The following is a 26,451-nucleotide window of genomic DNA, read 5'->3' on the forward strand; positions in this document are numbered from 1 at the left end:
GGGCGTGAAGTTCGGTGGCGTGCCATGCCCGGTACGGCGTGCCGACGTCAGATCGTTCGATCGTCACACGATCGCAAAACAGCCATTCGGAGGATCTCAATATCGGCCAGCGACTCTGTCCGGACTCGGTCGGCAGTCGACCAGGAACGAACAGGGTGGTCGGATCTTGCGAATCGGTGTGCGGAAATCGGGCCGTCGTTTCCGCTGGGGCGCGACGGTTGTCGCGGCGGCATTGGCACTGGCCACCGCCGGCTGCGGCCTCGGCGATGACGGCGAACCCGCGGCGGTGACCTATGCCGAGGCGAAGGCTTCCGGATCGATCAAGGTCGGTTTCGCCAACGAAGCACCGTGGGCTTACCTCGGTCCCGATGGCGAACTCACCGGCTACGCCCCGACAGTGGCGCGCGCGGTGCTCGGTAAACTCGGAATCGACAAGATCGAAGGCGTCGTCACCGACTTCGACGGGCTCATCGACGGAGTACGCGCCAAGAACTACGGATTCGTCGCCGCGGGGATGTTCATCAACCCGAAGCGATGCGAGAGTTCGGCGTTCGCCATTCCCGACTACCAGGTCGGGTCGGCCTTCCTGGTGCCGGAGGGCAATCCGCGCGCGATCAATCGCTTCGAAGACATCACCCGCGAGAACGTCCGAATCGCGACCTTGGGTGGCGCGGTGGAGAACGGGTACGCCGAGTCCGCCGGTGTGCCGAGCGGGCTGATCGAGCCCATGGCGAAGCAGGACGATATTCTGCGAGCGGTCGAGGCGGGCGACGTCTACGGCGCAGCCTTGCTCGATGTCACCAGTGCGTGGCTGGTTCGGCAGAATCCCGAGGCGAGACTGGCGACCGCACCGTCGTTCCAGTTCGGGGACAAGCCCGCGGTAGGCACGTTCAACTTCCGGCTCGACGACACGGAGTTCCGGGAGGATTTCAACCGCGAGTTGCGCGCGCTGCACGAGAGCGGCGAGTGGCTGAAGCTGGTGGAACCGTTCGGCCTCACCGCGGCGAACGAGCCAGACCCTACCTCGACCACCGAGCAGTATTGCACCGCCTGACCCGTGGTTTCGGACAACTTCCCGACCTACGTCGAACGGGTTCTGGACGGACTGCCGTTCACCGTGTGGGCCACCGTCGGTGGAATCGCGCTGACAATCGTGCTGTCGTCGGTCGCCGGCATCGCATTGTTGTCGCCGCACCGCCTGCCACGTGTACTGGCGCGGATATACGTCGAGTCGCTGCGGGGTAGCTCCGAGGTGGTTCAGCTGTTCTTCTTCGCGGTCGCTCTTCCGATCTTTCTGGGGGTATCACTGGGCGCGACTGATCGCGGGTTGTTGGTGATCGGCATCATCGTGCTGGGCCTCAACCACGGCGCCTACGGTGCCGAGATCGTTCGCGGTGCGATCCGGTCCGTGCCGGCGGGACAGGTGGAGGCCGCCATCGCGGTGAATCTGTCACCGCGGCAGCGCCTGTGGCGGATCGTGCTGCCCCAGGCGGTCGTGGAAATGCTGCCTTCCTTCAACAACCTGTTCATCCAGTTGCTGAAGGGCACCGCGCTGCTGAGTTTCATCGCCGTGCCCGAGATCTTCAAGAAGGCGGACGAGTTGCGAGCGGTGCCCGCGTTCTCCCGCGAGCTGGGCCTGATCTACCTGATCGAGCTGGTGGCGTATTTGCTGATCGCGCTCGTCATCACCGTGTTGATGCGGGTGCTGGAACAGATCGCGGCTCGCCGGGCGGGCCGGCCGGTGCGGTGGGGTCGACGCATCGCACCAGCGGGTCTGGTGACGTGATGGAGAAGTGGCGGTGGCAACGATTCTTCGATGCCTTCCCGTTCATCTGGGAGGGGCTCCTGGTCACGATCGAGTACACGATCCTCGGATCGCTGGTGGCCTACGTGGTGGGCTTGGTCTTCGCGATGATCCGCCGATCCGGAATACCGGTGCTGAGTCAGCTGGTCTGGTTATTCATCGAGTTCGTCCGCAGTACGCCATTGCTGGTGCAGATCTTCTTCCTCTACTGGGTGGTGCGGCCCGAACTGCTGGGTGGGCTGCCGGTGGATGCTCAGCGCATGGTCGTCGGCGTCACTGCTTTGGGGGTGCATTACGCCTGCTACACGGCTGAGGTGTTCCGCGCGGGCATCGACGCGGTGCCGGTCGCGCAGTGGGAAGCGACCGTCGCGCTGAACCTGCCCCGTCGGCGGGCGTGGACCGACGTGATCATCCCTCAAGCCGTGCCGCGTGTCGTTCCAGCGCTGGGCAACTACACCATCGCGATGTTCAAGGAAGTTCCCCTGCTCTCGGCGATCGTCATCTTGGACATGGTCTATCAGGTGAAGACGGTTTATGCCGCCGACGTCGGCGGAGCCGGTCCCGAGGCCTGGTTCGCGGTCGGACTGACGTTCCTCGCGCTGAGCTATCCCTGCTCGGTGCTGATTCGAAAACTGGAGAAGCGTGTCGCAAGTACCTGAACCGATGATCCGGTTCACCGATGTCGAGAAGCGTTTCGGCACCACCGTCTGCCTGGATCATCTCGACTTCGCTGTCGCACCAGGCGAGTTCGTCACGCTGATCGGTCCGTCGGGCTCGGGCAAGACAACGATCCTGCGGATGCTGATGACCCTGGAAAAGGCCGACAGCGGAACGATCGAAGTGGCAGGTGAGTACCTCAGCCACGAACGCGACGGCGACGCACTGATCCCGGCAGGGGAAACGCACCTGCGCGAGATGCGCCGCCTGATCAGCATGGTGTTCCAGCAATTCAACCTGTTCCCCAACATGTCGGTGCTGCGCAACATCACGCTGGGCCCGGTGCGCAGTCTGGGCATCCCGAAAGATCTGGCCTACCAGCGGGCGAGGGAGCTGCTCGAACTGGTCGGATTGGCAGGCAAGGCCGACGCCCCGCCGTCGCAATTGTCGGGTGGTCAGCAGCAACGGGTCGCGATCGCGCGGGCACTGGCGATGGAACCGAAAGTTCTCCTGCTCGACGAGGTGACCTCGGCACTGGACCCAGAACTCGTCACCGGCGTATTGCATCTGCTCGCTGACATCGCCGCAGACACCGATATCACCTTCCTCTGCGTCACCCACGAAATGCGTTTCGCCCGCAAGGTGTCGGATCGGGTACTGATGTTCGATGGCGGTCGTGTCATCGAATCGGGTCCGCCCGAGGAGATCTTCACCGACCCCGCCAGCCCACGGACCAGGCAGTTCCTGGATGCGATCATCGATAGCAGATGACTGCGGACTGTGAGACGTAGATCGGTGAGGACATGATGACCGGATCGGATCTGGGGACGAAGCTCGGCGCGTGGGCGCTACGCACCCGATGGCTGGTGCGTGCACCTATCTGGCTGTACCGCGTCGGCCTCGGCTTTCTGCTGGGGCGACGGCTGTTGATGCTGCGGCACACCGGACGGCGTTCCGGCGTCGCACGGTATGTGGTGCTCGAGGTGGTCGACCAACCCTCGGCTGACTGTTTCGTAGTCGTGTCCGGCTTCGGGACCACCGCGCAGTGGTACCGCAACGTGCTGGCAGACCCGAAGATCGGGCTGTGGATCGCTCGCCGACGTGATGTGTCGGCGACCGCGACCCCGATGACGGAGAGTGACTCCGCTGCGACCTTGGACCGCTATGCCCGCGCCCACCCCGAGGCATGGACGAAACTACGCGCGACGATCGAACAGGCCACGGGGTCGCCCGTCGACACTTTGCCGATGGTTCGCCTGTGCATAGACCACGCCGTCCAACGGTGAGCCTCCACCGAATCCTCCTCAACCTGGCCGATCACAGGGTGACGGGGGAGCTCCCGCACGAGTGAGGCTCGGTACTGTGCCGATATGAGTCGTCCCCTGGTTCGTTCCGGCGCCCACTCGCTGGTTCGTATCGCCACCCTGTTCGCCGCTGCCTTCGCCGCTCTCGCCCTGACCGCGGGGTCCGCCGCTGCCCACGCTGCCCTCGCCGGCAGTGACCCCGCCGACGGTGCGCGTATCGACGTCGCGCCGGCACGCGTCACCCTGACTTTCAGCGAAGCCATTCAGTCGAGTTTCGCCACGCTGACCGTGCTCGGGCCCGACGGCACCCACTACGAAGGCGGCGACCTGCGCGCCGACGGAAGCGATCTCTCCACCGATCTGCGCGCTCTCGGCGCGGCGGGGCAGTACACGGTCGGGTTCCGGGTGGTGTCCGCGGACGGTCACCCCATTCAGGGCAGTTACAGCTTCGAACTCACCGCTGCGGCGACCCCGGCCGCCGGTGCCACCGATACCGCCGCGCCGGTCGACACACCGTCGGCGGCGGCCGAGACCGAAGACGACTCCACCGGAGTGCCCGTATGGATCCTCGCGGGAGGCGCGATACTGCTGTTGGGGGTGGGTCTCGCTGTAGTCCTCGGTGTATCCCGGGGTAAGCGCAGCGGTAATTGACCCGCCGACGACTGGTCGCGGCCTCAGGCCGTCAGTCCTCGCCGCGGTTGTCGAGTTCGCGCCGCAGGTCGGTGTTGATGAGCTGGGCCTCGGCGAGCTGATCCTCGAGGATCACGATCCGGCACGACGCCTCCAGCGCGTTACCGGCATCGACGAGTTCGCGCACGCGCGCGGCGATGCGCAGTTGATAGCGCGAGTAGCGGCGGTGCCCACCCGCCGAGCGTTGCGGGGTCAGCAGCCGCGCGGCGTCGAGGCCGCGCAGGAACGCCTGGGTGACGCCGAGGATCTCCGCGGCGCGGCCCATGCTGTAGGCGGGGTAGGTGTCGTCGTCGAGTTTGTCCGCGGCGCTGGGGCCGTCGGCGGGATCGATGTTCGGGTGCTGCACGAGGCCTCTCGGGTTCAACGCCGGAAGGCCCCGGCGCTGGGCGCCGGGGCCTTGGATTTACGACTGAGGGATTGATTTCACTGCACCGGCCGGGGAGGCCGATCTGAGACACCGCATCCGAGTTCTCCCGGGATGCGGGACTGGTAAATGACTGCTCAGTGGCCACCACCTCCAAGATCGTCGGTTCTACCTGCGGTACTGCCTGCCGTTCACGGTCTTCGTCCCCTCCGGCGGTCCGGCCGGGTGCACCGGATTCTCTTCTCCGCCGGAGGGGACGGTCGAACTGTCGTCCCGGGCAGTTCACCTGCCCGGCCATCTGATCTCTCAACCGGAACGACACCGACTGTATATCCCTGTATCGAGAATGTCTACACCCGGCACAACAGATTTTTTCCACCAGCGGGTCTCGGTGTCGCACGGTCGAGGTGACGTCAGTGCGAGCGATCCGGGATCGGCAGGCCGGTAGAGGGGCCGGCATCGTGGTGGGCGACGTCGTCGGCGGAGACAAATTCTTCCGGCGGATTTCGGCGTTCGAGAGGAATCTGGTCGGTCGGGCATCGAAGGGGCATCCTGGCCTCGAAATGCCTGTTGATCTCGGGTAACGTAAACACTCCGACTGATTGCGGACGGTGATCCGGGATTCGTCTGTCAATGGTGACATGTGAGGTTTTCTAATGCTTGGATCATCGTCTCGTCCGGGGCCGCCGACCACCGCGATTCGCGGGAGCGCCGCACCCCAGTTCCGGGAAGCCATCGACCGGTTCGGGCGGCTGTTCGACGGTGGGCGAGGTGGCGGTGCGCTGGCGGTGTACCAGCACGGACGGCGGGTCGTCGACGTGTGGGGCGGGTGCGCGGACGCCACGGGCGCGATGCCGTGGCAGGAGAACACCGCGGCGTTGTCGTACTCGACGTCGAAGGGTGTCACCTCGACGGTGCTGCATGTGCTGGCCGAACGCGGGCTGGTGGACTATCGGGCGCCGGTCGCGGAGTACTGGCCGGAGTTCGGCGTGAACGGAAAAGCGAAGATCACCGTCGCGGAGGCGATGAGCCATCGGGCCGGGCTGTCGCGAATCGGCGTCTTCGCCCATACCGCTGACGAACTCGCCGACCATCGGCTGATCGAGGAACGTCTCGCCGCCGCCGCGCCGGACCGATTCCGCGGAATTCCCGCTTACCACGCGATTTCGTACGGAACCATCATCGCCGGGATCGCCAGGGCGGTGACCGGCAAGAGCATGGGCGAGCTGTACCGCACCGAGCTGGCCGAGCCGCTGGGGGTGGACGGTCTGCACCTCGGGGCCCCCGGTCCCGGCACGCCGACCGCCGTGGCGGTGACGCACGGATCGACCACTCCGTTCGGAATTCCCCAGGCCGAGATGATGATCCGGTTCGCTTCGCGCACCCCGGTGCCCGGCGCCGGCTTCTTGCGGGCGATCTATACCCAGGGCATCGACCGCCTGGCCCACGGCGCCGACCCGGCCATTCTGCGGGGGGAACTGCCCGGCGCGAACGGTGTGTTCACCGCTCGCTCGCTGGCCGCCGTCTACAACGCGATCGCGACCGAATCGCCGCTGTTCTCCCGGAAGCGGGTGCGCGCCATGGCGCGGCTGCAATCCGTGCTGCCCGACCGCAACCTGCTGCTGCCGATGGGCTGGCGGCTGGGCTATCACTCCATGCCGGTGCCGGGTGCGCGAAATGCGTTCGGGCATATCGGTTTCGTCGGTTCCGGTGGTTGGGTCGATCCCGCGTCGGGACTGGCGGTCGGGTTCGTGCACAACTGGGCACCGGAGGCACTGCTGCTGCCGCGCGATCAGTTCGTCCTGCTCGGGCTGCTGGCCGCGGTGGTGCGCGGCGCGGCCGCGGAAGCCGGTGATCCGGTCGAGTTGCCGATGGCGGTCTGACGTCAGGTGATCCGTCGACCACCCGACGTCGCCGCAGCTCGGTCAGCTGTCTGGAAGTTGAGCTGCCAAGGCGGTGCGGAGCCGGTCCCAGGTGGCGGCCGGGAGGTCGTGGCCGATGCCGTCCAGGGTGAGTAGCTCGGCGCCCGGGATCTCCCCGGCCATGGCCAGGCCGTTGCCGTAGGGGAAGAAGGGGTCGTCGGTGCCGTGGACGACGAGGGTCGGCGCGGTGATATCGCCCAGGCGCTCGCGCCAGCGGTCGCCTGACTCGACGTAGGCCAGGTTGAGGACGCTGGAGGCCACGTCGGTGGTGCGGTCGACCATCCGGGTCGCCAGCTCCCGCGCCGTCGGTTCGTCGAATCCGTGGGTGCCCGCCAGTACTCGTGCCTGTTCGAGGCGGTAGTCGATCACCGCCGTCCGGTCGGACCAGTCCGGGGCCGGGGTCCGGGTGAAGAACGCCATGACTCGGTCCGCGTGTTCGGGCAGGTCCGGGTCGGCGGGGCCGGGTGCGGTCGGGCGGGTGTTGATCAGGGTCAGTGCCGAGACCCGGTCGGGGTGGTCGAGTGCGGCGAGCTGACAGATCCAGCCGGCCACGGAGAAGCCCACCAGATGGGCCCGCGGCAGGTCGAAGACATCGAGCAGTCCGATGAGGTCGGCGACCAGGTCGCGGAGGCTGTAGCCGGGGGAACCGGTCGGGTAGGCGGTCGACCGGCCGGTGTCGCGGATGTCGTAGCGCACGACGAACCGGCCCGCGTCGGCCAGCCGCGCGCAGAACGCGTCCTCCCAGAACAGTCGCGACGTGCACGGCAGCAGCACCGGGGGCAGGTGCCGGTCTCCGAAGGCGGTCACGCACAGGTCGACGTCGCCGACGGCGACCACCTGCTCGAGCGACGGTCGGACGGGAGGTGGCATGGCGACTCCTCTGCTGGTTGCGTCTCGCCAGAACAGACGGCGTGCGCCCAGAAAACTCATCGGTCCGAGGTGTCCGTCACGGCACGAAGGGGGTGGTGGTGCGGGCGGTGTGCAGGGCGGTGGCCCACCAGGTGAGCTGGTCGAGGGTGCATTCGACGGTGTCGTCGAGTTCGGGGTCGCGACGGGGCCAGGAGCCGTCGACGGCGAAGCGTTGCCAGGCCCTGGTGATGGTGACGGTGCGGCGGATCGGGACGGCGTTGAGTTCGCCGAAGACCTGGCGCAGCTGGGCGGCGCCGTGGCCGCCTTCGCTGTCGCGGCAGTAGGTGACGACGCAGACCGGCTTGGCGGCCCATTCGGTGTCGAACCAGTCGATCGCGTTCTTCACCGGGGCCGGGAAGCTGCGGTTGTATTCGGGGGTGACGAGGACGAAGGCGTCGGCGGTCGCGAGCCGGGAACCCAACGCGCGCACCGGGTCCGGACGTTCGTCGTCGAGGTCGGGGAGCTGGTGGGGGAGATCGGCGGTGGCCAGGTCGATCCGGTCGAGGCTCAGCTCGGGGCGGCGGGCGAGGCGACCGGCGAACCAGTCGGCCACCAGCGGGCCGAAACGGCCTGTGCGGGTGGACCCGACGATCAGCGCCACCCGCATCGGCTCGCGCATCAGGCGTCCTTGGTGGGGGCGTCGAGGAAGGCGGGGATCATCGGCAGCAGCAGCTCGGGGCGATGCGGCGCGGTGATGTGGGAGGTGCCGGGCAGGATCGCGAGCTGGGCGTTGGGCAGCCCGGCGGGAGTGTCGCCCATGATGCCGCCGCCGAAGAGCCGGAACATCTCGACGGCGTGCTCGGGCCGGACGATGTCGGAGTCGCCGATCACGGTCAGCGTCGGCGCCTCGATCGTGCGGGCGGCCTCCGGCGACACCGACGGCATGCCGTTGACGTCGTGATCGACGACCCTGGCCACCAGCTGGGGGAAGTCCTCCGGTCGCGGCGCGTTCGCCAGGTAGTCGGTGTGGAAGGTCGAGCCGTGCAGGTGCTCGGGCTTCAGCTCGTCCATCCCGTCCATCAGCCCGGGGTGCATGGCCTCGACGCCGAGCCCGCCCGACAGCAGGACCTGCTTGCGCACCAATGCCGGGTGCCGCAGCGTGATGTCGAGCGCGACGCCGGCGCCCATGCTGTAGCCGAGCAGGTCGATCCGCCGGATGCCGAGCTGATCGAGCAGCGTGACGGTGTCCTCGGCCATCTGCGGTGTCCGCAGCGGGCGGTCGATATCGGCCGTGCGGCCGTGCGCCTGCTGTTCGATCGCGATCACCTCGCGGGTCTTCGACAGCTCGGGGATCAGCTCGGCGAAGTCGGTGCCGATGCCCGACAGCGCGCCGTGCAGCAGCACCAGCGGCGGCTGCTCGGTGGCGACGCCGTGGCGCTCGTAGTACATGCGCAGGCCGTTGACCTCGGCGTAGGCGCCGGGCGAGGTGGGCGCGTCGGCCTTGTCGGCACCGCAGGCGGTGAGCAGCGCGGTGGCGGCGATCCCGGCGATCAGGGCGAGGGCGGTGAGTTTCATGTCGTTCTCCTGTGGTGTGTCGATCTCGTTGGGACCACAGTGCGCCCGGTGCCTTCCGGTTTGTTTACGGTCGGATTCCGGTGCGCGCGGAACCCGATAGGGTGCGGGTTATGCGTTTCGGTGTGCTCGGTCCGTTGACGGTGTGGACCGACGGTGGCGACGTCGTGCCGGTCCCCGGGACCAAGGTTCGCGCCCTGCTGGCCGATCTGCTGCTGGCCGCCGGTCAGCCGGTGTCGGCCGACCGGTTGATCGACGACATCTGGGGCGAGGACCCGCCCGGCAATCCCGCCGGCACCCTCGCCGCCAAGGCCTCGCAGCTGCGCCGCGCGCTCGACGACGCCGAACCCGGCAGCCGCGATCTGGTCGTGTCGCCCCCGCCCGGATACCGCCTGGCCACCACCTCGGTCGACGCGCTGCGGTTCCGCGCGCTGCTGGCGCAAGCCCGCACCCACACCGACGCCGGTCGGCGGATCGCGACGCTCACCGAGGCGCTGGGACTGTGGCGCGGAACGGCTTTCGACGACTTCCGTGACGCGGAGTTCACCCGCTCGGCCATCGCCCAGCTGGAAGAGCTGCGCCTGGTCGCGGTCGAGGAACTGGCCGAGGCCCGGCTCGCCGAGGGCGAATACGGCGAGGTGGCCGGTGAACTCACCCGCTTCGTCGCCGAACACCCACTGCGGGAACGACTGCGCGCGGCCCAGCTGCGCGCTCTGTACGGCGCGGGCAGGCAGGCCGACGCGCTCGACAGCTACGCGGACCTGCGCAGGCAGCTGGCCGACGAACTGGGGCTGGACCCGAGCCCGGAACTGGTCGACCTGCACCGGTCGATCCTCGGTCAGGACCCCGGCCTGGTGGTCACCCGCCCGCGGGCCGTCGTCCGCAGGCGTACGACGAACATCCCCGCGTCCCGCACCGAATTGATCGGCCGGACCGCCGATCTCGACGCCCTGAGCCGGGCGGTCGACGACTCGCGCCTGGTCACGCTGATCGGTCCGGGCGGTGTCGGCAAGACCCGCCTCGCCACGGCGACCGCGGCAGGCCGCGCCGACCGCTATCCGCACGGCACCTGGCTCGTCGAGCTCGCGCCGCTGGCCTCGGCCACCACCGACGCCGACCGCATCGCCGATACCGTGGCGCAGGTCATCGGCGTCCGCCTGGAGGATGGTGCGGGCTCGGCGACGGCGCTGGGCGAGGCGCTGGCCGAGCAGGAACTCCTGCTGGTGCTCGACAACTGCGAGCACATCGTCGAGCAGGTGGCCGACCTCACCGAGGCCCTGCTCGGCGCGTCCCCGGAGCTGCGCATCCTCGCGACCAGCCGCGAACAGCTGCGCCTGGCCGGCGAAGACGTCGTCACCGTCGAACCGCTCACCGTGCCGCCGCCGGGCAGCGATGTGACCGCGATCGCCGAATCGAACGCGGTGCGGCTCTTCGTGACTCGCGCGCAGGCGGGCGCCAGGGAATTCGCGCTCGACGCGGCGAACGCCGACGCGGTCGCCATCCTGTGCCGCAGGCTCGACGGCATCCCGCTGGCACTGGAGCTGGCCGCGACCAGGGTCCGTGCGCTCGGCGTGCACGAGATGGTGGCCCGGCTCGACGACCGGTTCCGGCTGCTGGCCACCGGGCATCGTGGTGCGCCGCCGCGCCAGCAGACCCTCGCGGCGATGATCGATTGGAGCTGGGGACTGCTCGACGAGGACGAGCGAGTCGTGCTGCGCCGCTTGGCCGTCCACGCGGGCGGTTGCACCCTCGAAGCGGCCGAATCCGTGTGCGCCGCCGAGGTCGGCGGCGACGCGGCGCCGGTCGCGCCCGCCATGGTCGCCGATGTGATCGCGCGGCTGGTCGACCGATCCCTGGTCCAGCAGAGCGGGCGACGATATCGGCTGCTCGAATCGGTGGCCGCGTTCAGCCTGGACCGGCTGGCCGAGGCGGGGGAGGACGCCGCGGTGCGGCGGGCGCACCACACGTACTACCGTGCGCTGGCCGAGCGCGCCGCGCCCGAACTCTACGGCGCCGACCAGCAACGATGGTTGTGTCAGCTCGACAGCGAAGACGCGAATCTGCGGATGGTGCTCGATGATTCGCTGCGCGAGGGTGACGCCGACGCGGCGCTGGGGCTCACCGACGCGCTGGCGTGGTATTGGCTGCTGCGCGGGCGCCTCGGCCTGGCCCGCCGCTGGTTCGACGCGGCGCTCGCGCTGGGCGGCACCGCGCGCCGCCGCGCACCGGTGGCGGCGTGGCAGCTCACCGCCGCCTTCCAGCAGGGTGATTTCACCGAGGCGAGCGCGCGCCGCGCGCAGGTGTCGGCGGGGCTCGCCGAACTCGACGACCCGGCCGTCCGGGTGCGGGCCGAGGTCGTTTTGCTGATCTCGGCGCTGGACGCGGGTGCCGACCAGGACCTGGAAACCTCGGTGCGCGAGCTACTTTCGGAGTCCCGGGCCCTCGGCGACCGCTGGAGTGTCGCGACCATCCAGGTGGCCTTGGCCAAATCCGCGCACAGCCGGGCCGACGTGACGGCCCTGGCCCGCTACGCGAACGAAGGCGCTCGGTTGTTCGCCGAGCTCGGCGATCGGTGGGGCAGGCTACAAGCCGCGGAATGGCTCGGTGGGTTGGCCGAGCTGACCGGCGATCTGGCCGGTGCCGCCGAGATCCATCGCGAAGCCCTGGTGCTGGCCAGGGAGCTGGAGCTGTGGGGGCAGGCCGCGTCGCATCTGTGCTGGCTCGGCTGGATCGCCATGCAGCACACCGAGTTCGACGCGGCCCGCGACTTCGCCGAGCAGGCCATGGTGCTCGCGGCCGAACAGGGCGACGGCGCGGGCCGGTTGTTCGCCTCGATCGTGCTGGCCTTCACCGCGCGCCGGGACGGCCGTCCCGACGAGGCGGAGCGGCTGCTGCGCGCACTGCTCGCCGATGCCGCCACCGACCCGGCCGGCGAGGACGAGATCCCGCTGTTCGTGCCGATGCTCCAGGTCGAACTGGGCTATCTGCTGGAACTGCGCGGCGAACCCGCCGCGGGCCTGACCGAACATCTGCGCGCCTTCGACGGCTCCCAGCGCATGGACGCCCCCCGCGATGCCGCGTTCGCCCTGGGTGGCGCGGCCGCCGCCACCGCCGCCCTCGGCGAATTCGACACCGCCGCACGTCTGCTCGGCGCCGCGCAAGCCCTGCGAACCAGCACCGGCATGCCCCTGCTGCCCGCCGAAGAACCCGATATCGACCGCGCCACCGCCGTGATCCGCACCGGACTCGGCGCCACCGCGTTCACCACCGCCCACACCGCCGGACTCGCCCTGACCGCCACCGCGGCCCGCGAACTCCTCGACGCGGTCGCTGTGGTGTGATGCCACTGCCGCCGGGCCGCTTTACGGCGTGTCGAGGCTTGCGCCGACGAGGCGGAGAACGCTGTCGCGCAAGACCGTCTGTGCTGCCGGCAGGGTCATCCGGCCCGCTCTGACCTCGTCGCCCGCCGCGTGGCTGACCGCGACGATCGCCGTGACGAGCCACTGCGGGGTGACCGCGTCGGTGAATTCGCCCACGTGCTGACCGCGGGTGAGCAAGCGGAGCAGGCGGTCGTTGATGGGGAGCTGGCGGTCCTCGTCGCGTTGCCGGGCGAACGCGCCGACGTGGTGGGCCAGCGGGGAGACGCGGAAGAACTGCCAGCCCACGTCGAGCATGCGGAGCAGGGCGGCGGTGGCCGGGCCGCTGTCGAGATCCGCGGCCCGCATGGCCTCGGCGGCGCGGCTGGTCGTGCGGTCGACGACCGCGTTGATCAGGTCCTCGCGCGAGGCGAAGTGGGCGTAGACGGTCTGCCGAGTCACGCCCGCCTCGGCGGCGATGGCGGCCATGCCGGCGTCCGGCTGGGTGGCGAGCAGGCGGGTGGCGGCGTCGAGGACCGCCGCCCGGCTGCGGGTGGCGTCGGCGCGCCGCTTCGGTTCCCGTGGTCCGGTCAAAGTCTTACACCCTTGTCAAAGTTGCCTGATCGCGCTTAACCTTTACATCTCTGTAAGAATTCTACGGCTGGAGTGTCATGGACCCCGCATCGCCCCGCTCGCCCGAGCAGTTCATCGCCGATTTCTTCACCGAATTCACCGCCGCGGCCCTCGATGCCGACGCTGATCCCGCCGAGGTTATCGACCGGTTCCACGCACCCGAGGTGGTCCAGATCGCCGACGGGATCCGGCTCGACCGCGACCGGCTGATCGCGCACCTGCGCCCGGTGCGAAAGAACCTGCGCGACTATCGATTCGAGGTGCACGAGGTGATCGCGGACGGTGCCCGGATGGCGGCCCGCCTGACCATTCACGCCACGATGCGCACCACCGGGACCGTGGCCACGGAGGTCTTCCTGTTCGGTGAGTTCACCCCGGACGGCAAACTCCGTCGTGCCGATCAGCTCACCCGCGCCATCACGGCCGCGTGACCGGCGGAGGAGAATCCGTGCTCGTCCGCTCGCTCGCCCTGTTCACGACCGGTCTGCTCGCCGGGGCCTTCGGCTACGGTGCCGCCAATCTGGTGCCGACCTTCCATCGCGTGCCGCTGCAACTGCGCTTGGAATTCCATACCGAACTCATGCGCAACAACAGCATCAGCATGCAGGCCACGATGGCCGCCGCCGCGCTGAGCTGTCTGGCCCTCGCGGTCCGCTCGGCCGGTCGGCGCAGGGTCGTCGCCGCGGTCGCCACCGTGCTGGTGGTCGCCTCGTTCCTGATCACCCGCTGGGGCAATGTCCCGATCAATCACCGGATCAACGAGTGGGTGACCGCCGGGGCGCCGGCCGACTACGCCGCGATCCTCACCCGCTGGGATCTGTTCCACTTCCTGCGCACCGGAACGGCGTTCGCGGCGTTCGCGCTGGTCATCGCTCTCGTTGTGGGGCTGCGGCAGCCGGGCGACTAGGGCTGTTCCGGTGTGGAGTCGGGTCGGATTGATACATCCTTTTCTGAATACAGAATGAGCTGTATTATTCGACCTATGAGCACCGCGATGCACGGCGACGCCCTGTCCCGATTCGGGTACGCGCTGTCGGACCCCACCCGGACGCGGATCCTGTTGAGCCTGCGCTCCGCGCCCGGATATCCGTCGGACCTGGCCGACCAGATCGGGGTATCGCGGCAGATCCTGTCGAACCATCTGGCCTGCCTGCGCGGCTGTGGCCTGGTCGTCGCCGTGCCCGAGGGCAGGCGCAGCCGATACGAACTGGCCGACCCCCGCATCGGGCGTGCGCTCGACGACCTGGTCGGGCTGGTGCTCGCGGTCGATCCGGCCTGCTGCCCGGCGGCCGCGACGCAGGACTGCTGCTGATGGCGGATCTCGGGGTGCCGCTGCCGCTGCCGGATCGGCGCCGGGTCCTCTCGACCCGGATCCGATGGCTGGTGGCGGCGACGATCACCTACAACGTCGTCGAGGCGAGCATCGCGCTGACCGAAGGCGCGCGCGTGTCCTCGACGGCGTTGATCGGGTTCGGGCTCGATTCGGTGATCGAGGTGTCGTCCGCGGTGGCGGTGGCGTGGCAGTTCGCCGGCCGGGATCCGCACGCGCGGGAGAAGGTCGCGCTGCGGATCATCGCGTTCTCGTTCTTCGCGCTGGCCGCCTATATCACCGTCGACGCGATCCGGGCGCTGACCGGCGCGGACGACGCGCGGCACTCGCCGGTCGGCATCGCCTTGGCGGCACTGAGTCTGGTGATCATGCCGGTGCTGTCGACCGCCCAACGCCGGGCGGGCCGCGAACTCGGGTCGTCATCGGCGGTGGCCGACTCCCAGCAGACCATGCTGTGCACCTATCTGTCGGCGGTGCTGCTGGTCGGGCTGGTACTCAACGCGCTGCTCGGCTGGTCGTGGGCCGACCCGATCGCCGCGCTGGTGATCGCGGTCATCGCGGTCAAGGAAGGGCGCAATGCCTGGCGGGGCGACACCTGTTGTGCGACACCGCCGATCGGTGCTCGCGACTGCTGTGACGGATGAGGGGAGAACAGCGATGGCGGCAACGGCACTGGTCCTGTACGTGATCTTCGGCGCGCTCGGATTCGGCTGGCGCAGCTGGCGGCAGTATCGAACGACCGGCTCGACCGGGTTCCGTGGCATCAGCGGCCGCCCCGGCTCGCTCGAGTGGCTGGCCGGGATCGGCTTCGTCGCGGCGATCGTCGTCGGCCTCGCCGGGGCGGTGCTCCAGCTGACCGATGTCCTGGCGCCGATCGAATTCCTCACCGCCACAGCGATTCAGCTGATCGGCATCGTGCTGGCCGTCGTCGGCATCGGCGCTACCCTCGTCGCCCAGAACCAGATGGGCGAATCCTGGCGCATCGGCGTCGATGTCAGTGAGACGACGGCTCTGGTGCACACTGGCGTGTTCGCTCTGGTCCGCAACCCGATCTTCACCGCGATGCTCGTCTTCGCGGCGGGGATCGCGCTGATCATCCCGAATGTCGTCGCCCTGGCGGCGTTCGTCCTGCTGCTGGTGACGATCGAGGTGCAGGTCCGGGTGGTGGAGGAGCCATACCTGGGGCGCGTGCACGGCGCCGACTATCGCCAGTACTGCGCTACGACAGGCAGATTCGTGCCGGGAATCGGACGGTAGCGGCCGCCCTCACGGTCGCGCCCGCGGTGTGACCAACCCGGATTCGTAGGCGACGACGACGAGTTGGGCGCGGTCGCGGGCGTGGAGTTTGGTCATCGCGCGGTTGATATGGGTCTTGGCGGTGTGCGGGCTGATCACCATGTGCGCCGCGATCTCGTCGTTGGACAGGCCGTGGGCGGCCAGGGCGACGGCTTCGCGTTCGCGGGTGGTGAGTTCGTGCAGCGCCGAATCTGTGACAGGCGGGTGCGGTGGCTGGGTGACATAGCGGGCGATGAGGCGGCGGGTGATCGAGGGAGCGAGCAGGGCGTCGCCGCGGGCGGCCACCCGGATCGCGTGCAGGAAGTCCTCGGGCTCGATGTCCTTGACGAGGAAGCCCGCCGCGCCCGCGCGCAGTGCGTCGAAGACGTATTCGTCGAGGCCGTAGTTGGTCAGGATGACGACGTGCACCGCGGCCAGTGCCGGGTCGGCCGCGATGCGGCGGGTCGCTTCGATGCCGTCGACGATCGGCATCTGGATGTCGACGAGGGCGATATCGGGCAGGTGCCGCCGGGCCAGGTCGACGCCTTCGCGCCCGTCGGCCGCCTCGGCGACGACCTCGATATCGTCCTCGATCTCGAGCAGTGCGCGGAATCCGCTGCGGATGAGTGGCTGGTCGTCGACCAGCAGAACTCGAATCATGGTCGCACCACCGGCAATTCGGCATGCACGGCGAAGCCGCCGCCGGCACGCGGCGCGGCACGCAGGTGCCCACCGAGGGCGGTCACCCGCTCGCGCATCCCGAGCAGGCCGACGCCGGGCAGCGGCGTGGTGGTGGGGGTGGCGCGGCCGTCGTCCGCCACGTCGACCACGAGGGTGTCGATGCCGTAGTCGATGCGCACCGAGGCCGTGTCCGCGTTCGCGTGGCGGGTGACATTGGTGAGCGATTCCTGCACGATCCGGTAGGCGGTCCGGTCGACCGCGGCGGGGACGTCGGTGCGCGTGCCCTCGATGGTCAGCGTCGCGTCCACACCCGAAAGCCGCACTCGCTCGACCAGTTCGGCGACGTGGTCCAGACCCGGCCGAGGCGCACCGTCGTCGCGCAGCGCTTCCAGCGTCGCCCGCAGTTCGCGGGCCGCCTCGCGCCCCGCCTCCCGGATGGCGAGCAGCGCCTCGGGCACCTGCTCGCCGCGCTTGCGCGCCACATGGACGGCCGCCTCGGACTGGACCTTGATCACCGAGATCTGGTGGGTGAGCGAATCGTGCAGTTCCCTGGCGATGTGCAGGCGCTCCTCGTCGGCGCGGCGGCGCGCGGTCTCCTCCCGCGTGCGTTCGGCCTCGTCGGCGCGGCGCTCGGCCTGCCGCAGCGCTTCACCGGCCGCGGCCGCCGCGATCAGCCAGGCGATCTCGAGCGCGTCGCGCGACCGGGCGAGCGCGGCGGCGGTGTCGTGCAGGGAGATCATCGCGGCGAACGGAAGGGTCGCCAGGAGCAGCACCGATGCCGCCAGGGTCACCCAGCGGTGGCCCGCGCGCATGGCGAAGTACACCGCGAACAGGAACGCGACGGCCGGCACGTCGAACCCGACCGCCTGGGACCCCAGCGCACACGCCCCGGTCGCCACCAGCACGGCTATCGGCGCCCGGCGTCGCGCCGCCAGCGCCAGTCCACCGGCGACCAGCAGCGTGTAGCCGAGTGGTCGCAGCTCGGCCGGGGACGGCTGCCGGGTCAGCGCGGTGACCAGCAGTACGGCCGCCACGCCGACCGCGATCGCCCAGTCGCCGATCCATGCCCTGCCCATGTCTGCACCCTAGCCGGATCCGCGGCGCGGGGAGTCCGGCGGCGGGATGATCCCGTGACTACCGCGCCCGCGGTATCCACGCTGGTGCTACCGCCTCGGCGGTAGCCGCTACCGCGGGTGCGGCAGTGCGGATTGTCCACGGTCGCACGACGACCGGACCCGGGGCGTCGGCCGATGATCGAGCGGTACCCAGCAGATCGAAGGAGCACGCCATGTCGTCTTTCCGTCACCTCACCGCTGCCGTCGGCACCGTCCTCGCCGCGGGTCTCGTCGCGGACGCCTACGGCTTGACCGCCGACCGCGCGATCGCGACCTCGGCCGCGTTCCTCGCCCTGTTCGGGGCCGTCCTGGGCGGCTTCGCGCTGGCGCGGCCGTCGAGCCTCCGGGCCGCGATCGCGGTGGGTGCCGGGGTGGTCGCCGCTGTCGTGGGGGCGTTCGTCGTCGTCACCGCCGACGGTGGTCTCGGCACCGGCAACGGGATCGCGGGCGGGTATATCGCCTTCGTGCTCGGCGCCCTGGGCGCGGCGCTGGGCGGTCTGGCGCTGGTCCGCGTTCGCCGAATCGGCTGACCGTCGATCGAACTGCGGCGCTGAAGAATTCGAGCGACCGGGAGTGCCCGCCGACCGAGGCGGCGGACACCCCCGGCGAGCTCAGTGGCCGCGGGCGATCCAGTCCGCGAGCGCGGGACGTTCGGTCCCGATCGCGGTGTCAGGGCCGTGGCCGGTGTGCACCGTGGTGTCGTCCGGGAGGGCGAACAGCCGGTCGCGGATGGAATCGATGATGGTGTCGAAATCGGAGAAGGAGCGGCCGGTGGCGCCGGGTCCGCCCGCGAACAGGGTGTCGCCGGTGAACAGGGCCGCCAGTTCCGGCAGGTACAGCGAGACCGAGCCGGGGGAGTGGCCGGGGGTGTGCAGCAGGTCGATATCGGTGCCCGCCACCGTGATTCGGCTGGTGTCGGCCAGTGAGCGGTAGGCGGCGTCGGGGTGGGTCATCCGCCACAGCGGCTCGTCGCCGGGGTGCAGCAGGACCGGGGCGTCGAGGCGCTCGGACAGCTCCGGCGCGACCGTCACGTGGTCGTTGTGGCCGTGCGTGCACAGGATGGCGGTGACGTGCCGGGAACCGACCGCGGCGGCGATGGCGTCGGCGTCGTGGGCGGCGTCGACGATCAGCACCTCGGTGTCGTCCCCGATCAGCCACACATTGTTGTCGACGTCCCAGGTGCCGCCGTCGAGCGCGAACGTGCCCGAGGTGACGACCTTCTCGATGCGGGCACTCACCAGACCACCACCGAGCGCAGCACCTTGCCCGCGCCCATGGCGGCGAACGCCTGCTCGACCTCGTCGACGCCGATGCGCTCGGTGACGAAGCGATCCAGCGGCAGCCTGCCCTGGCGGTGCAGATCGATGAGCATCGGGAAGTCGCGTTCGGGCAGGCAGTCGCCGTACCAGGACGACTTCAGCGCGCCGCCGTGCGAGAACAGATCGATCAGCGGCATATCGAGGGTCATGTCCGGGGTCGGGACGCCGACCAGCACCACGGTGCCGGCGAGGTCGCGACCGTAGAACGCCTGCTTCCAGGTCTCCGGGCGCCCGACGGCGTCGATCACCACGTCGGCGCCGAAACCGTCGGTGAGCTCCTTGATCTGCTCGACCACATCGGCGGTGCTCGCGTCGATGGTGTGGGTGGCACCGAAGTCCTTGGCCCACTCCAGCTTTCGCGGGTCGCGGTCGATCGCGATGATCGTGCCTGCGCCGGCGAGGTAGGCGCCGGCGATGGCCGCGTCACCGACGCCGCCGCAGCCGATCACCGCGACACTGTCGCCACGCGAGACCGCGCCGGTGTTCACCGCCGCGCCGATGCCCGCCATCACGCCGCAGCCGAGCAGTCCGGCCACCGCCGGATCGGCCTCGGGATCGACCTTGGTGCACTGCTTTTCGTGCACGAGGGTCTTGTCGGCGAACGCGCCGACGCCGAGCGCCGGGGTGAGCGGCGTGCCGTCGGTGAGCGTCATCGGCGTGCTGGCGTTGTGGGTGTCGAAGCAGTACCAGGGGCGACCGCGCCGGCACGCCCGGCATTCGCCGCAGACCGCGCGCCAGTTCAGGACGACGAAATCGCCCTCGGCGACATGGGTGACCGCCGCACCGACCGACTCGACGACGCCCGCCGCCTCGTGGCCGAGCAGGAACGGGAACTCGTCGTTGATCCCGCCCTCGCGGTAGTGCAGGTCGGTGTGGCAGACCCCGCATGCCTGGACGCGGACGACCACATCGTGCGGCCCGGGATCGGGAATCACGATGTCGACGGTTTCGACCGGCGCGTTCTTCGCGCGGGCGATGACTCCGCGGACGGTGTCGGGCATGCGGGACCTCCTAGGTTGACGTCGCCGTCAACGCTAGCGGGGTCCGGCGGCGGATCACATCGGGATGGGTAGGATCCGCCCGGTCCTCGTCGCCCTGCTGCGGGGTCGCTGACCGGCTGGCTGACGTGCCGATCGCGACTGCGGGATTCGTTCAGGTCAGCGGTCTACGCTCGGCGACATGGCCGCGGACGAGTTGTTCCTTGATCCCACGATCGGCCGACCAGCGGACAAGGTCGGGTACTTCACCGACCGGGCGAGCTTCGAGCACTTCGCCGCCGCCTACCGCGCCGGTATGGCGCGACTACCGCCACCCGACGCCATCGCCGCGGTACCGACCTCGTTCGGTCCGGTGCGTGCCTACCGGTTCGGTCCGGGCGGCGACACCCCCGTGATCCTGCTGGCCGGCCGCCAGGCGTCGACCCCGATGTGGGCCACCAACCTGCCGGGTCTGATGGCGCGGCGCACGGTCTGGTCGGTGGACAGCGTCGGCGAGCCGGGCGCGAGCGGGCAGACCGCGGCGCTGACCGACGGACCGGATCAGGCGACCTGGGTCGCCGAAACACTGGTGGGACTGGGTGTTCGGCGGGCCCACCTGCTCGGTGTCAGCATCGGCGCGAACCTGGCCGTGCAGACCGCGCTGCATCGTCCGGAGCGCGTCGCCTCGATCACCCTGCTCGATCCGGCCAACACCTTCGCCCGGCTGAGCTGGAAGATGATCGTCGTCTCGCTGGGCAGCGCGATCCCCGCCATGCCCACCAGGCTGCGAAACCGATTGCTCGGCTGGATCTCCGGCGGCGTTCCGGTCGACGACTCGATTCCCGAGGGCAGGCTGATCGCCGCCGGGATGACGGACTACCGCGGCGCCCAGCCCCTGCTCCCGCGCCCCACCGAGGACCAGCTGCGCGCTCTCGCGGTCCCGGTTCTCGCCCTGTTCGCCGGCCGCTCCATCGTGCACGACGCCGACCGGGCCGCCGCCACCGCGCGCCTGATCCCCGGCGCCCAGGTCGAGGTATGGCCCGACGCGTCGCACGCGATCAACGGCGAGTACCCCGACCGCATCGCCGAGCGGTTCACCGCCTTCACCGCCGGGATCGGCTGACCCGGCGCGCACGACGAAACCCGCACCGCCCTGCTCGACGGCATCGGCGCCCGGAAAGCGCTCCAGGGCACACCTATTCGGCGTCCGCGCTGATCCGGTCCAGTACCGCGCCGACCACCAGGCAACCGCTGTCGACGACATCGGCCAGCGGCTGGCGATACTCGTCGAGCACCCATTTCTGGGCGATGATCAGGATCGCGCCGACCAATCCGAGGACCACCATCCGCGCGCTCGGCGCGGGATAGGAGTCCAGGTCCACATACGGCGTCAACAGCGCCAGGCAGATGTCGACCAGTGCGTCGAGCACGTCGTGGTAGGCGCGGTCGACGGTCGGGCTCACGCCGAGGATCTCGAAGAAGGCGATCCGGGGCACGCGGGGGTCGTCGAGGATGAGCTGGAAGTACGCCGTGAGCGTGGTCCGCACCCTCGTGTCGATGTCGGCGTCGACGTCGCCGATGCCGACGTGGATCGCCTCCAGCATCCGCGCGGTGACCTCGCGATACACCTCGAGCAGCAGGTCCTCGCTGTCGGTGAAGGATTCGTAGAAGTACCGCTTCCCGACGCCGGCCGCGGCGCAGATGGTGGTGACGGTGGTGTTGCGGTAGCCGTCGGTGCCGAAGGCTTCGGTGGCCGCCTCGATCAGCCGGGCGCGGCGCTCCTGCTGGCGCTGCCCTGGTGCGGCGCCGCGGTACCGGCGTCCGTCGGCATCGATATCGGGCGCGTTCACGCCATCGATTCTGTCAGGTGGCCCGTGGGGGTCGGCGCGGCGGTTGGTCGTTGCGGGGAATGGGCCGAGAACATGTTCTTGCGATCGAACGTGACGCAGGCTACGTTACTTCCCGGTACGGGAACGTCGTGGTTCCCGATGGTGGAGGGCTGAGACCGAAGCATGATCAACAATCGAGGGCGACTTGCCGCGCTGGTCGCATCCGTCGTCGTGTTCGTGGGCGCTGTCGCGTCGGCCCCGGTCGGCCAGGCGCTGCCGGCCAACGGGGGACTGGACGCACAGTTCGTCGCCACCCACAACGGCCCGCAGCAGTACCCGAACGTCTTCATCGAGTGGGACGTGCCGATCACGATGAGTGACGGAACGGTATTGAAAGCCAACGTCTATCACCCGGCCGGCGCCGACGGTCAGCCGATCACCGAGCCGACGCCCACGATCGTCAACATGACGCCGTACACGAAGCTGGTGTCCAACGTCGCCGACTCGGCGCTCGCGGTACCCGGCCTGTCGGACGTGCTCATGCCGATCCTGCAGAACCTGGACTTCTCGGCGTTCGGCTTCAGCAGCCTCAGCGACATGATGAAGGCGCTGCCCGGCGGCGCCGCCCGCACGTTCGGTGTCGACCGGAATCTGATCCGCGGCGGCTACACGCAGGTGGTCGTCGATGTGCGCGGCACCGGGTTCTCGCAGGGCACCTGGCAGGTGTTCGGCGAACGCGAACAGCTCGACGGCGTCGAGGTCGTCGACTGGGCGGCCGCACAAGGCTGGTCCAACGGCAAGATCGGGATGAGTGGCATCTCCTACTCGGGGATCAACCAGCTCCACACCGCGCAGCGCCATCCCGCCGCGCTCGAGGCGATCTTCCCGATCGTGCCCGGCAGCGACCTGATCCGCGACGTCGCCGCGCCCGGCGGTGCGCTCGGCGTCGGCTTCATCCCGCCGTGGCTGCTCGCCGTCGACGGCGCGAAGCTGCTGCCGGACATGGTGTCGATCCTGACCGGCAAGTTCGACTGGACCTGGCTGGGCGACCGGATCCGTGATCCGTTCACCTTCTTCAATGTGCTGATCGCGGCCCTGACCACGCCGAGCGTGGACCAGATCCCGCCGGAGATGGCGACCATCCTCGACGACGAGAGCCCGCTGCGCACCGCCTGGGTGGGACAGCCGGACCAGGTGCAGGTGCCGACCTTCCTCTACGGCGGCTGGCACGACATCTTCACCTACTCGACCCCGCGCATCTACAACGCCGTCGATGTGCCCGCCGAGCAGAAGAAGCTCGTCATGGGCAACGTCTACCACGTGACCGTGAGCTCGGGCCTCGGCCAGGCCGGTGCGCCCGCGCCGCTGGAGTCGTTGCAGCGCGCGTGGTTCGACAAGTGGCTCAAGGGCATCGACAACGGTATCGACCGCTACGAGCCGGTCACCCTGTGGCAGCAGGGCAGTGAGCAGTGGACCACCGACGTCGCCTTCCCGCGGCCCGGAATGCAGTACCGGCGGATGTACCTCGACCCCGCGTCGTCCGGTTCGGCGCCGGGCGCCAGGTTCGACGGCAGCCTCGTCGGCGCGCCCGGTGCGGCGCAGCGGGTCTCGGTCGATCCGAGCCTGACCACCATCTGCTCGCGTGATGCCGCGCAGGGCACGGCGGGTCTGATCCCGCTGCCGGATGTGTGCGCCAAGGACGCGCGGATCAGTGAGGGCGCGGCGCTGACCTTCACCACCGCACCGGTCACCCAGCCGACCCGAATCTCCGGCGCGATCGCCGCGCACTTGAACACGGTGCTCGACGCGACCGACGGGTACTGGACCGTCACGGTGAACGACGTTGCGCCCGACGGCCGTTCGACGGTCTGGTCGCAGGGCCAGCTGATGGCCTCGCTGCGCAAGGTCGACGACGCCAAGTCGACCCGCTCGCCCAACGGCGACTACACCGACCCGTACCCGTTCCTCACCCTGGACACCCGGCAGCCGGTCGTCCCGGGCGAGCCGACCACGATCGACATCGGCATCCGCGCCACCGACGGCGTCCTGCTGCCGGGACACCGCCTGCGGATCGACGTGTTCGCGAGCAACTTCCCCAGCGGAATCCCGTTGCGGCCGTTGCTGAACGAGAGCGGCCTGCGCACCCAGCACCTCGAACTCGACCCCGCTCGCCCGAGCTGGATCAACGTCCCGCTGGATACCGACCCCGGCTGGTGATCTCCGCCGACGCACCCCCGTCTCGAGGCCGAGGCGGGGGTGCTTCGTTGTCGCTACCCGGGCACCCGGGTGACCCGCGCGCCCGCCGCGGCGGCGAGGTGGGCGAAGGTGACGGCGTCCTCGACCGCCGCACCGGCGTGGTCGTTGTTGAAGTAGACGTAGATGTCGGCGTGGTCAGACCAGGTGTCGAGCAGCCGATCCAGCCAGCTCGCCAGCGCTCGGCGACCGTAATGCGGTGGGGGAGAAGCGCGTCCGGCGTGCAGGCGCAGATAGGCCCAGGTCGTGGTCCGCCACAGCGGGGTGACCGGCCTGGAGTCGCGATCGGCCAGGGCCAGCGCCGCGTTCCGGGATTCCAGGACCGTCCGGATCTCGTCGGTCCACCACGACTCGTGCCGCGGCTCGACCGCGACGCGAACCGAGTCGGGGAAGCAGCGCAGGCAGTCGTCGAGCAGTGCGGGATCCGCGCGCAGGGTCGGCGGCAGTTGCAGCAGGATCGGGCCGAGTCGGTCGCCGAGCCCGTCGGCCCGGTCGAGCAGACGCCGCACCGGTTCCTGTGGCTCGCGCAAGCGTTTGATATGGGTGAGGTAGCGACTGGCCTTCACCGCGACCAGGAAGTCGGACGGGGTCCGCTCCCGCCAGGCGGCGAAGGTCTCCCGGCTCGGCAGCCGGTAGAAGGCATTGTTCGATTCGACCGTGGCGAACGCGTCGGCGTAGTGCTCGAGCCAGCACCGCATCGGCAGGCCGTCCGGATACAGCACACCGCGCCAGTCTCGGTATTGCCAGCCGGAGGTGCCGACCCGGATCACGTCACTCACCTGCCCCTCGCTCGGCGGCGCCTGTCTCCGGCGACTACCCGGGCATCGCGCGCGGAAACGGCCTTCGTGCCTCCCATTGTGGTCCCGGGGAGATCCGGCACACTGAGGCGGTGAGCGCAGCTGGCAGCGGGCGGGCTCGAACCGGCGCGGTGGCGGTCCGGCGATGGGTCCGCAGCGCGCCGGGGACCTATCTGTGGCTGGCCGCGCTGGCGGTGACCACGGCGATCATCCGGCAACTGCCGGACAGCGAGGCCCGCGAGTGGCTGGGCCACCGGTCGACCAATCTGCACCATCTCGCCGAGGACCCCATCCGGGTTCTGATCGGCAGCGCGTTCTGGACCGACGGGAGCGGTTGGTTCGCCTACGCCGTGCTGCTGTGGGCGATCCGCAACGACGACGCGCCCGCGCGGGCGATGTACACCCTGGACATGGGCGTCAGCTACGCGCTGGCCGGCGTCGCGGCGGTGCTGGCCTATCGGCTGGTGCCGCCGTGGCGGTGGCTCTACATCCTGGGCGTGCTGGCGGTCGTGCTGCCGCCGGTCTTCGTGCATCGCACGTTCACCGATGTCGGGCACGCGAGCGCCGCCGCCATCGGCTTCGCGTGCTATCCGCTCACCCGGGGACGCGGCGGTGCCCGGGACCCGGGAGTCCCGCTGCGCCGGTTCCGGCACCGCACCGCGCCCGGGTGAGCACCGCACGCCCGCACCACGTGGGTTGCCTGTCGGTAGCCGGATAGGCTGGCCCGGTGATCGTGCTGGTGCTCGGTGTGGTTCTGCTCGGGGTCTTCGCGCTGCGTTTCCGTCAGGAGCGGCGCCGGTTCGGCAACGGGGTGCTGTTGCTGCTCGGGCTGCTCTGCGCGGGTGGGGCGCTCGTGACCTCCGGTGCGGAAGGGGCGGGGCCGGACGTGCTGCTCGCGCTGGCGCTGGCCCTGTCGCCGCTGCTCGTGCTGGTACTGGCGGGTTTGCTGATGCTCAACGGGGTGGTGATGTTGCGCCGGGAGGGCGTGCGGGTGGCCAACCTGCTCTCGCTCGGCCTCGGTGTCGTGTTGCTCGTGCCGTACGTGCTGCTGGTGGTGGCCGTGGTCGCGGAGTGGGAGGCGCTCGGCGTGGTGCTGCTCGCCGTTGTCCTCGTGGCCGCCTACCTGGGCTTCGTGCTGGTGGCGTTCCTGCTGTACTCGGTGGTCTACGGCATGGCCACGCGCACCGACGGCGCCGCCGCGATAGTCGTGCACGGCGCGGGACTGCTGGGCGACCGGGTGCCGCCGCTGCTGGCGAGCAGGCTGGACCGGGCGCTGGGCATCTGGCATGCCGATCGGGCGCGCGGGCGCACCCCGCTGCTGGTGCCCAGCGGCGGCAAGGGTTCCGACGAGAAGGTCTCCGAGGCCGCCGCGATGAGCGCCTACCTCGCCGAACACGGCGTGCCCGCCCAGGACGTGCTGCCCGAGGATCGGTCGACGACCACCAGGGAGAACCTGCTGTTCAGCAGGGAGTTGCTGGCCCGGCAGGGGATCGAGCGTGACATTCTGCTGGTCACCAGCAATTTCCATGTGCTGCGCACCGCGCTGCTCGCCCGCTCGGTCGGCATCGATGCCCAGGCGGTCGGCGCGCCGACGGCTCACTACTACCTGCCCAGCGCGATCTTGCGCGAGTACGTCGGCGTCCTCGCCGAGCACAAGCGGCTCAATATCGCCGTCTGCGCGGTAGTGGTCGCGCTCCCGGTTGTGGTGCTGCTCGTGTCCTGAT

General features: G+C 69.7%; 29 protein-coding genes. 18 read left to right on the forward strand and 11 right to left on the reverse strand.

What is annotated here, in order from left to right:
• Positions 1-166 precede the first annotated feature (166 nt).
• From ehuB to NV348_RS26395, 6 genes are all read left to right on the forward strand, one after another.
• Positions 167-1,054: an ectoine/hydroxyectoine ABC transporter substrate-binding protein EhuB gene (gene ehuB, locus NV348_RS26370; protein WP_447149247.1), complete on the forward strand. Its 888-nt coding sequence runs from the start codon at positions 167-169 to the stop codon at positions 1,052-1,054.
• A gap of 3 nt (positions 1,055-1,057) precedes the next feature.
• Positions 1,058-1,786: an amino acid ABC transporter permease gene (locus NV348_RS26375; protein ID WP_447149248.1), complete on the forward strand. Its 729-nt coding sequence runs from the start codon at positions 1,058-1,060 to the stop codon at positions 1,784-1,786.
• Positions 1,786-2,463, forward strand: coding sequence for an ectoine/hydroxyectoine ABC transporter permease subunit EhuD (gene ehuD, locus NV348_RS26380; protein WP_447149249.1), 678 nt, complete (start codon positions 1,786-1,788; stop codon positions 2,461-2,463). Before NV348_RS26375 ends, ehuD begins: the two co-directional genes overlap by 1 nt.
• A 4-nt stretch (positions 2,464-2,467) precedes the next feature.
• On the forward strand, positions 2,468-3,232 hold the full coding sequence (gene ehuA / locus NV348_RS26385; RefSeq protein WP_447151144.1) for an ectoine/hydroxyectoine ABC transporter ATP-binding protein EhuA: 765 nt from the start codon (positions 2,468-2,470) through the stop codon (positions 3,230-3,232).
• A gap of 32 nt (positions 3,233-3,264) precedes the next feature.
• On the forward strand, positions 3,265-3,747 hold the full coding sequence (locus NV348_RS26390; protein WP_447149250.1) for a nitroreductase family deazaflavin-dependent oxidoreductase: 483 nt from the start codon (positions 3,265-3,267) through the stop codon (positions 3,745-3,747).
• A gap of 84 nt (positions 3,748-3,831) precedes the next feature.
• Positions 3,832-4,416, forward strand: a complete 585-nt coding sequence (locus NV348_RS26395) for a copper resistance CopC family protein (protein ID WP_447149251.1) — start codon at positions 3,832-3,834, stop codon at positions 4,414-4,416.
• Between the two features lie 31 nt (positions 4,417-4,447).
• Here NV348_RS26395 and NV348_RS26400 read toward each other — a convergent pair whose 3' ends face one another.
• On the reverse strand, positions 4,448-4,801 hold the full coding sequence (locus NV348_RS26400; protein ID WP_447149252.1) for a MerR family transcriptional regulator: 354 nt from the start codon (positions 4,799-4,801) through the stop codon (positions 4,448-4,450).
• Positions 4,802-5,475: 674 nt separating this feature from the next.
• On the opposite strand from NV348_RS26400, the gene NV348_RS26405 reads away from it, so the two are divergent.
• Positions 5,476-6,702 carry a serine hydrolase domain-containing protein gene (locus tag NV348_RS26405; RefSeq protein ID WP_447149253.1) on the forward strand — a complete coding sequence of 409 codons (1,227 nt, stop codon included), beginning with the start codon at positions 5,476-5,478 and terminating at the stop codon, positions 6,700-6,702.
• A gap of 42 nt (positions 6,703-6,744) precedes the next feature.
• Here the strand turns inward: NV348_RS26405 and NV348_RS26410 are convergent, their stop codons facing one another.
• The 3 genes from NV348_RS26410 to NV348_RS26420 form a co-directional block, all read right to left on the reverse strand.
• Complete coding sequence (locus NV348_RS26410; protein WP_447149254.1) at positions 6,745-7,611, reverse strand: alpha/beta fold hydrolase; 867 nt, start codon at positions 7,609-7,611, stop codon at positions 6,745-6,747.
• 76 nt (positions 7,612-7,687) lie between these two features.
• Positions 7,688-8,269, reverse strand: a complete 582-nt coding sequence (locus tag NV348_RS26415) for an NADPH-dependent FMN reductase (RefSeq protein WP_447149255.1) — start codon at positions 8,267-8,269, stop codon at positions 7,688-7,690.
• Positions 8,269-9,165 (reverse strand): alpha/beta fold hydrolase, encoded by an 897-nt coding sequence (locus tag NV348_RS26420; protein ID WP_447149256.1) that lies wholly within the window; start codon positions 9,163-9,165, stop codon positions 8,269-8,271. The genes NV348_RS26415 and NV348_RS26420 overlap by 1 nt, the downstream gene beginning before the upstream one ends.
• A 110-nt stretch (positions 9,166-9,275) precedes the next feature.
• On the opposite strand from NV348_RS26420, the gene NV348_RS26425 reads away from it, so the two are divergent.
• A complete protein-coding gene (locus tag NV348_RS26425) occupies positions 9,276-12,503 on the forward strand; it encodes an AfsR/SARP family transcriptional regulator (protein WP_447149257.1) in 3,228 nt (1,075 codons plus the stop codon).
• 21 nt (positions 12,504-12,524) lie between these two features.
• On the opposite strand, the gene NV348_RS26430 is transcribed toward NV348_RS26425, so the two are convergent.
• Positions 12,525-13,112, reverse strand: a complete 588-nt coding sequence (locus tag NV348_RS26430) for a TetR/AcrR family transcriptional regulator (protein ID WP_447149258.1) — start codon at positions 13,110-13,112, stop codon at positions 12,525-12,527.
• 77 nt (positions 13,113-13,189) lie between these two features.
• Between NV348_RS26430 and NV348_RS26435 the strand changes: the two genes are divergently transcribed.
• From NV348_RS26435 to NV348_RS26455, 5 genes are all read left to right on the forward strand, one after another.
• On the forward strand, positions 13,190-13,582 hold the full coding sequence (locus NV348_RS26435) for a nuclear transport factor 2 family protein (protein WP_447149259.1): 393 nt from the start codon (positions 13,190-13,192) through the stop codon (positions 13,580-13,582).
• A 17-nt stretch (positions 13,583-13,599) separates the two neighbouring features.
• Positions 13,600-14,058 carry an anthrone oxygenase family protein gene (locus NV348_RS26440; protein ID WP_447149260.1) on the forward strand — a complete coding sequence of 153 codons (459 nt, stop codon included), beginning with the start codon at positions 13,600-13,602 and terminating at the stop codon, positions 14,056-14,058.
• A gap of 75 nt (positions 14,059-14,133) precedes the next feature.
• The gene (locus NV348_RS26445; RefSeq protein ID WP_447149261.1) at positions 14,134-14,463 is read left to right on the forward strand and encodes an ArsR/SmtB family transcription factor; all 330 of its coding nucleotides are present in this window, start codon (positions 14,134-14,136) and stop codon (positions 14,461-14,463) included.
• On the forward strand, positions 14,463-15,125 hold the full coding sequence (locus tag NV348_RS26450) for a cation diffusion facilitator family transporter (RefSeq protein WP_447149262.1): 663 nt from the start codon (positions 14,463-14,465) through the stop codon (positions 15,123-15,125). The genes NV348_RS26445 and NV348_RS26450 overlap by 1 nt, the downstream gene beginning before the upstream one ends.
• Positions 15,126-15,138: 13 nt before the next feature.
• Positions 15,139-15,738, forward strand: a complete 600-nt coding sequence (locus tag NV348_RS26455; protein WP_447149263.1) for a methyltransferase family protein — start codon at positions 15,139-15,141, stop codon at positions 15,736-15,738.
• Between the two features lie 9 nt (positions 15,739-15,747).
• On the opposite strand, the gene NV348_RS26460 is transcribed toward NV348_RS26455, so the two are convergent.
• Positions 15,748-16,416, reverse strand: coding sequence for a response regulator (locus NV348_RS26460; protein ID WP_447149264.1), 669 nt, complete (start codon positions 16,414-16,416; stop codon positions 15,748-15,750).
• The gene (locus NV348_RS26465) at positions 16,413-17,513 is read right to left on the reverse strand and encodes a sensor histidine kinase (RefSeq protein ID WP_447149265.1); all 1,101 of its coding nucleotides are present in this window, start codon (positions 17,511-17,513) and stop codon (positions 16,413-16,415) included. Before NV348_RS26465 ends, NV348_RS26460 begins: the two co-directional genes overlap by 4 nt.
• Positions 17,514-17,725: 212 nt before the next feature.
• Between NV348_RS26465 and NV348_RS26470 the strand changes: the two genes are divergently transcribed.
• Complete coding sequence (locus NV348_RS26470; RefSeq protein ID WP_447149266.1) at positions 17,726-18,082, forward strand: DUF6223 family protein; 357 nt, start codon at positions 17,726-17,728, stop codon at positions 18,080-18,082.
• Positions 18,083-18,163: 81 nt separating this feature from the next.
• Here the strand turns inward: NV348_RS26470 and NV348_RS26475 are convergent, their stop codons facing one another.
• Positions 18,164-18,790, reverse strand: coding sequence for an MBL fold metallo-hydrolase (locus NV348_RS26475; RefSeq protein ID WP_447149267.1), 627 nt, complete (start codon positions 18,788-18,790; stop codon positions 18,164-18,166).
• Entirely contained in the window at positions 18,787-19,872 is a 1,086-nt protein-coding gene (locus NV348_RS26480; RefSeq protein WP_447149268.1) for an S-(hydroxymethyl)mycothiol dehydrogenase, read from the reverse strand. Before NV348_RS26480 ends, NV348_RS26475 begins: the two co-directional genes overlap by 4 nt.
• Positions 19,873-20,050: 178 nt before the next feature.
• On the opposite strand from NV348_RS26480, the gene NV348_RS26485 reads away from it, so the two are divergent.
• Positions 20,051-20,971: an alpha/beta fold hydrolase gene (locus tag NV348_RS26485; RefSeq protein ID WP_447149269.1), complete on the forward strand. Its 921-nt coding sequence runs from the start codon at positions 20,051-20,053 to the stop codon at positions 20,969-20,971.
• Positions 20,972-21,044: 73 nt separating this feature from the next.
• On the opposite strand, the gene NV348_RS26490 is transcribed toward NV348_RS26485, so the two are convergent.
• Positions 21,045-21,698 (reverse strand): TetR/AcrR family transcriptional regulator, encoded by a 654-nt coding sequence (locus NV348_RS26490; protein WP_447149270.1) that lies wholly within the window; start codon positions 21,696-21,698, stop codon positions 21,045-21,047.
• 162 nt (positions 21,699-21,860) lie between these two features.
• Here NV348_RS26490 and NV348_RS26495 point away from each other — a divergent pair, with 162 nt between their 5' ends.
• The gene (locus NV348_RS26495; RefSeq protein ID WP_447149271.1) at positions 21,861-23,894 is read left to right on the forward strand and encodes a CocE/NonD family hydrolase; all 2,034 of its coding nucleotides are present in this window, start codon (positions 21,861-21,863) and stop codon (positions 23,892-23,894) included.
• 53 nt (positions 23,895-23,947) lie between these two features.
• Here the strand turns inward: NV348_RS26495 and NV348_RS26500 are convergent, their stop codons facing one another.
• Complete coding sequence (locus NV348_RS26500; protein ID WP_447151145.1) at positions 23,948-24,700, reverse strand: DUF72 domain-containing protein; 753 nt, start codon at positions 24,698-24,700, stop codon at positions 23,948-23,950.
• Positions 24,701-24,819: 119 nt separating this feature from the next.
• Here NV348_RS26500 and NV348_RS26505 point away from each other — a divergent pair, with 119 nt between their 5' ends.
• Both NV348_RS26505 and NV348_RS26510 read left to right on the forward strand, forming a co-directional pair.
• Positions 24,820-25,398, forward strand: a complete 579-nt coding sequence (locus NV348_RS26505) for a rhomboid-like protein (protein WP_447149272.1) — start codon at positions 24,820-24,822, stop codon at positions 25,396-25,398.
• A 56-nt stretch (positions 25,399-25,454) separates the two neighbouring features.
• Positions 25,455-26,450 carry a YdcF family protein gene (locus NV348_RS26510; protein ID WP_447149273.1) on the forward strand — a complete coding sequence of 332 codons (996 nt, stop codon included), beginning with the start codon at positions 25,455-25,457 and terminating at the stop codon, positions 26,448-26,450.
• Position 26,451 lies beyond the last annotated feature (1 nt).

It is taken from the genome of Nocardia fodinahabitans (assembly GCF_052983615.1).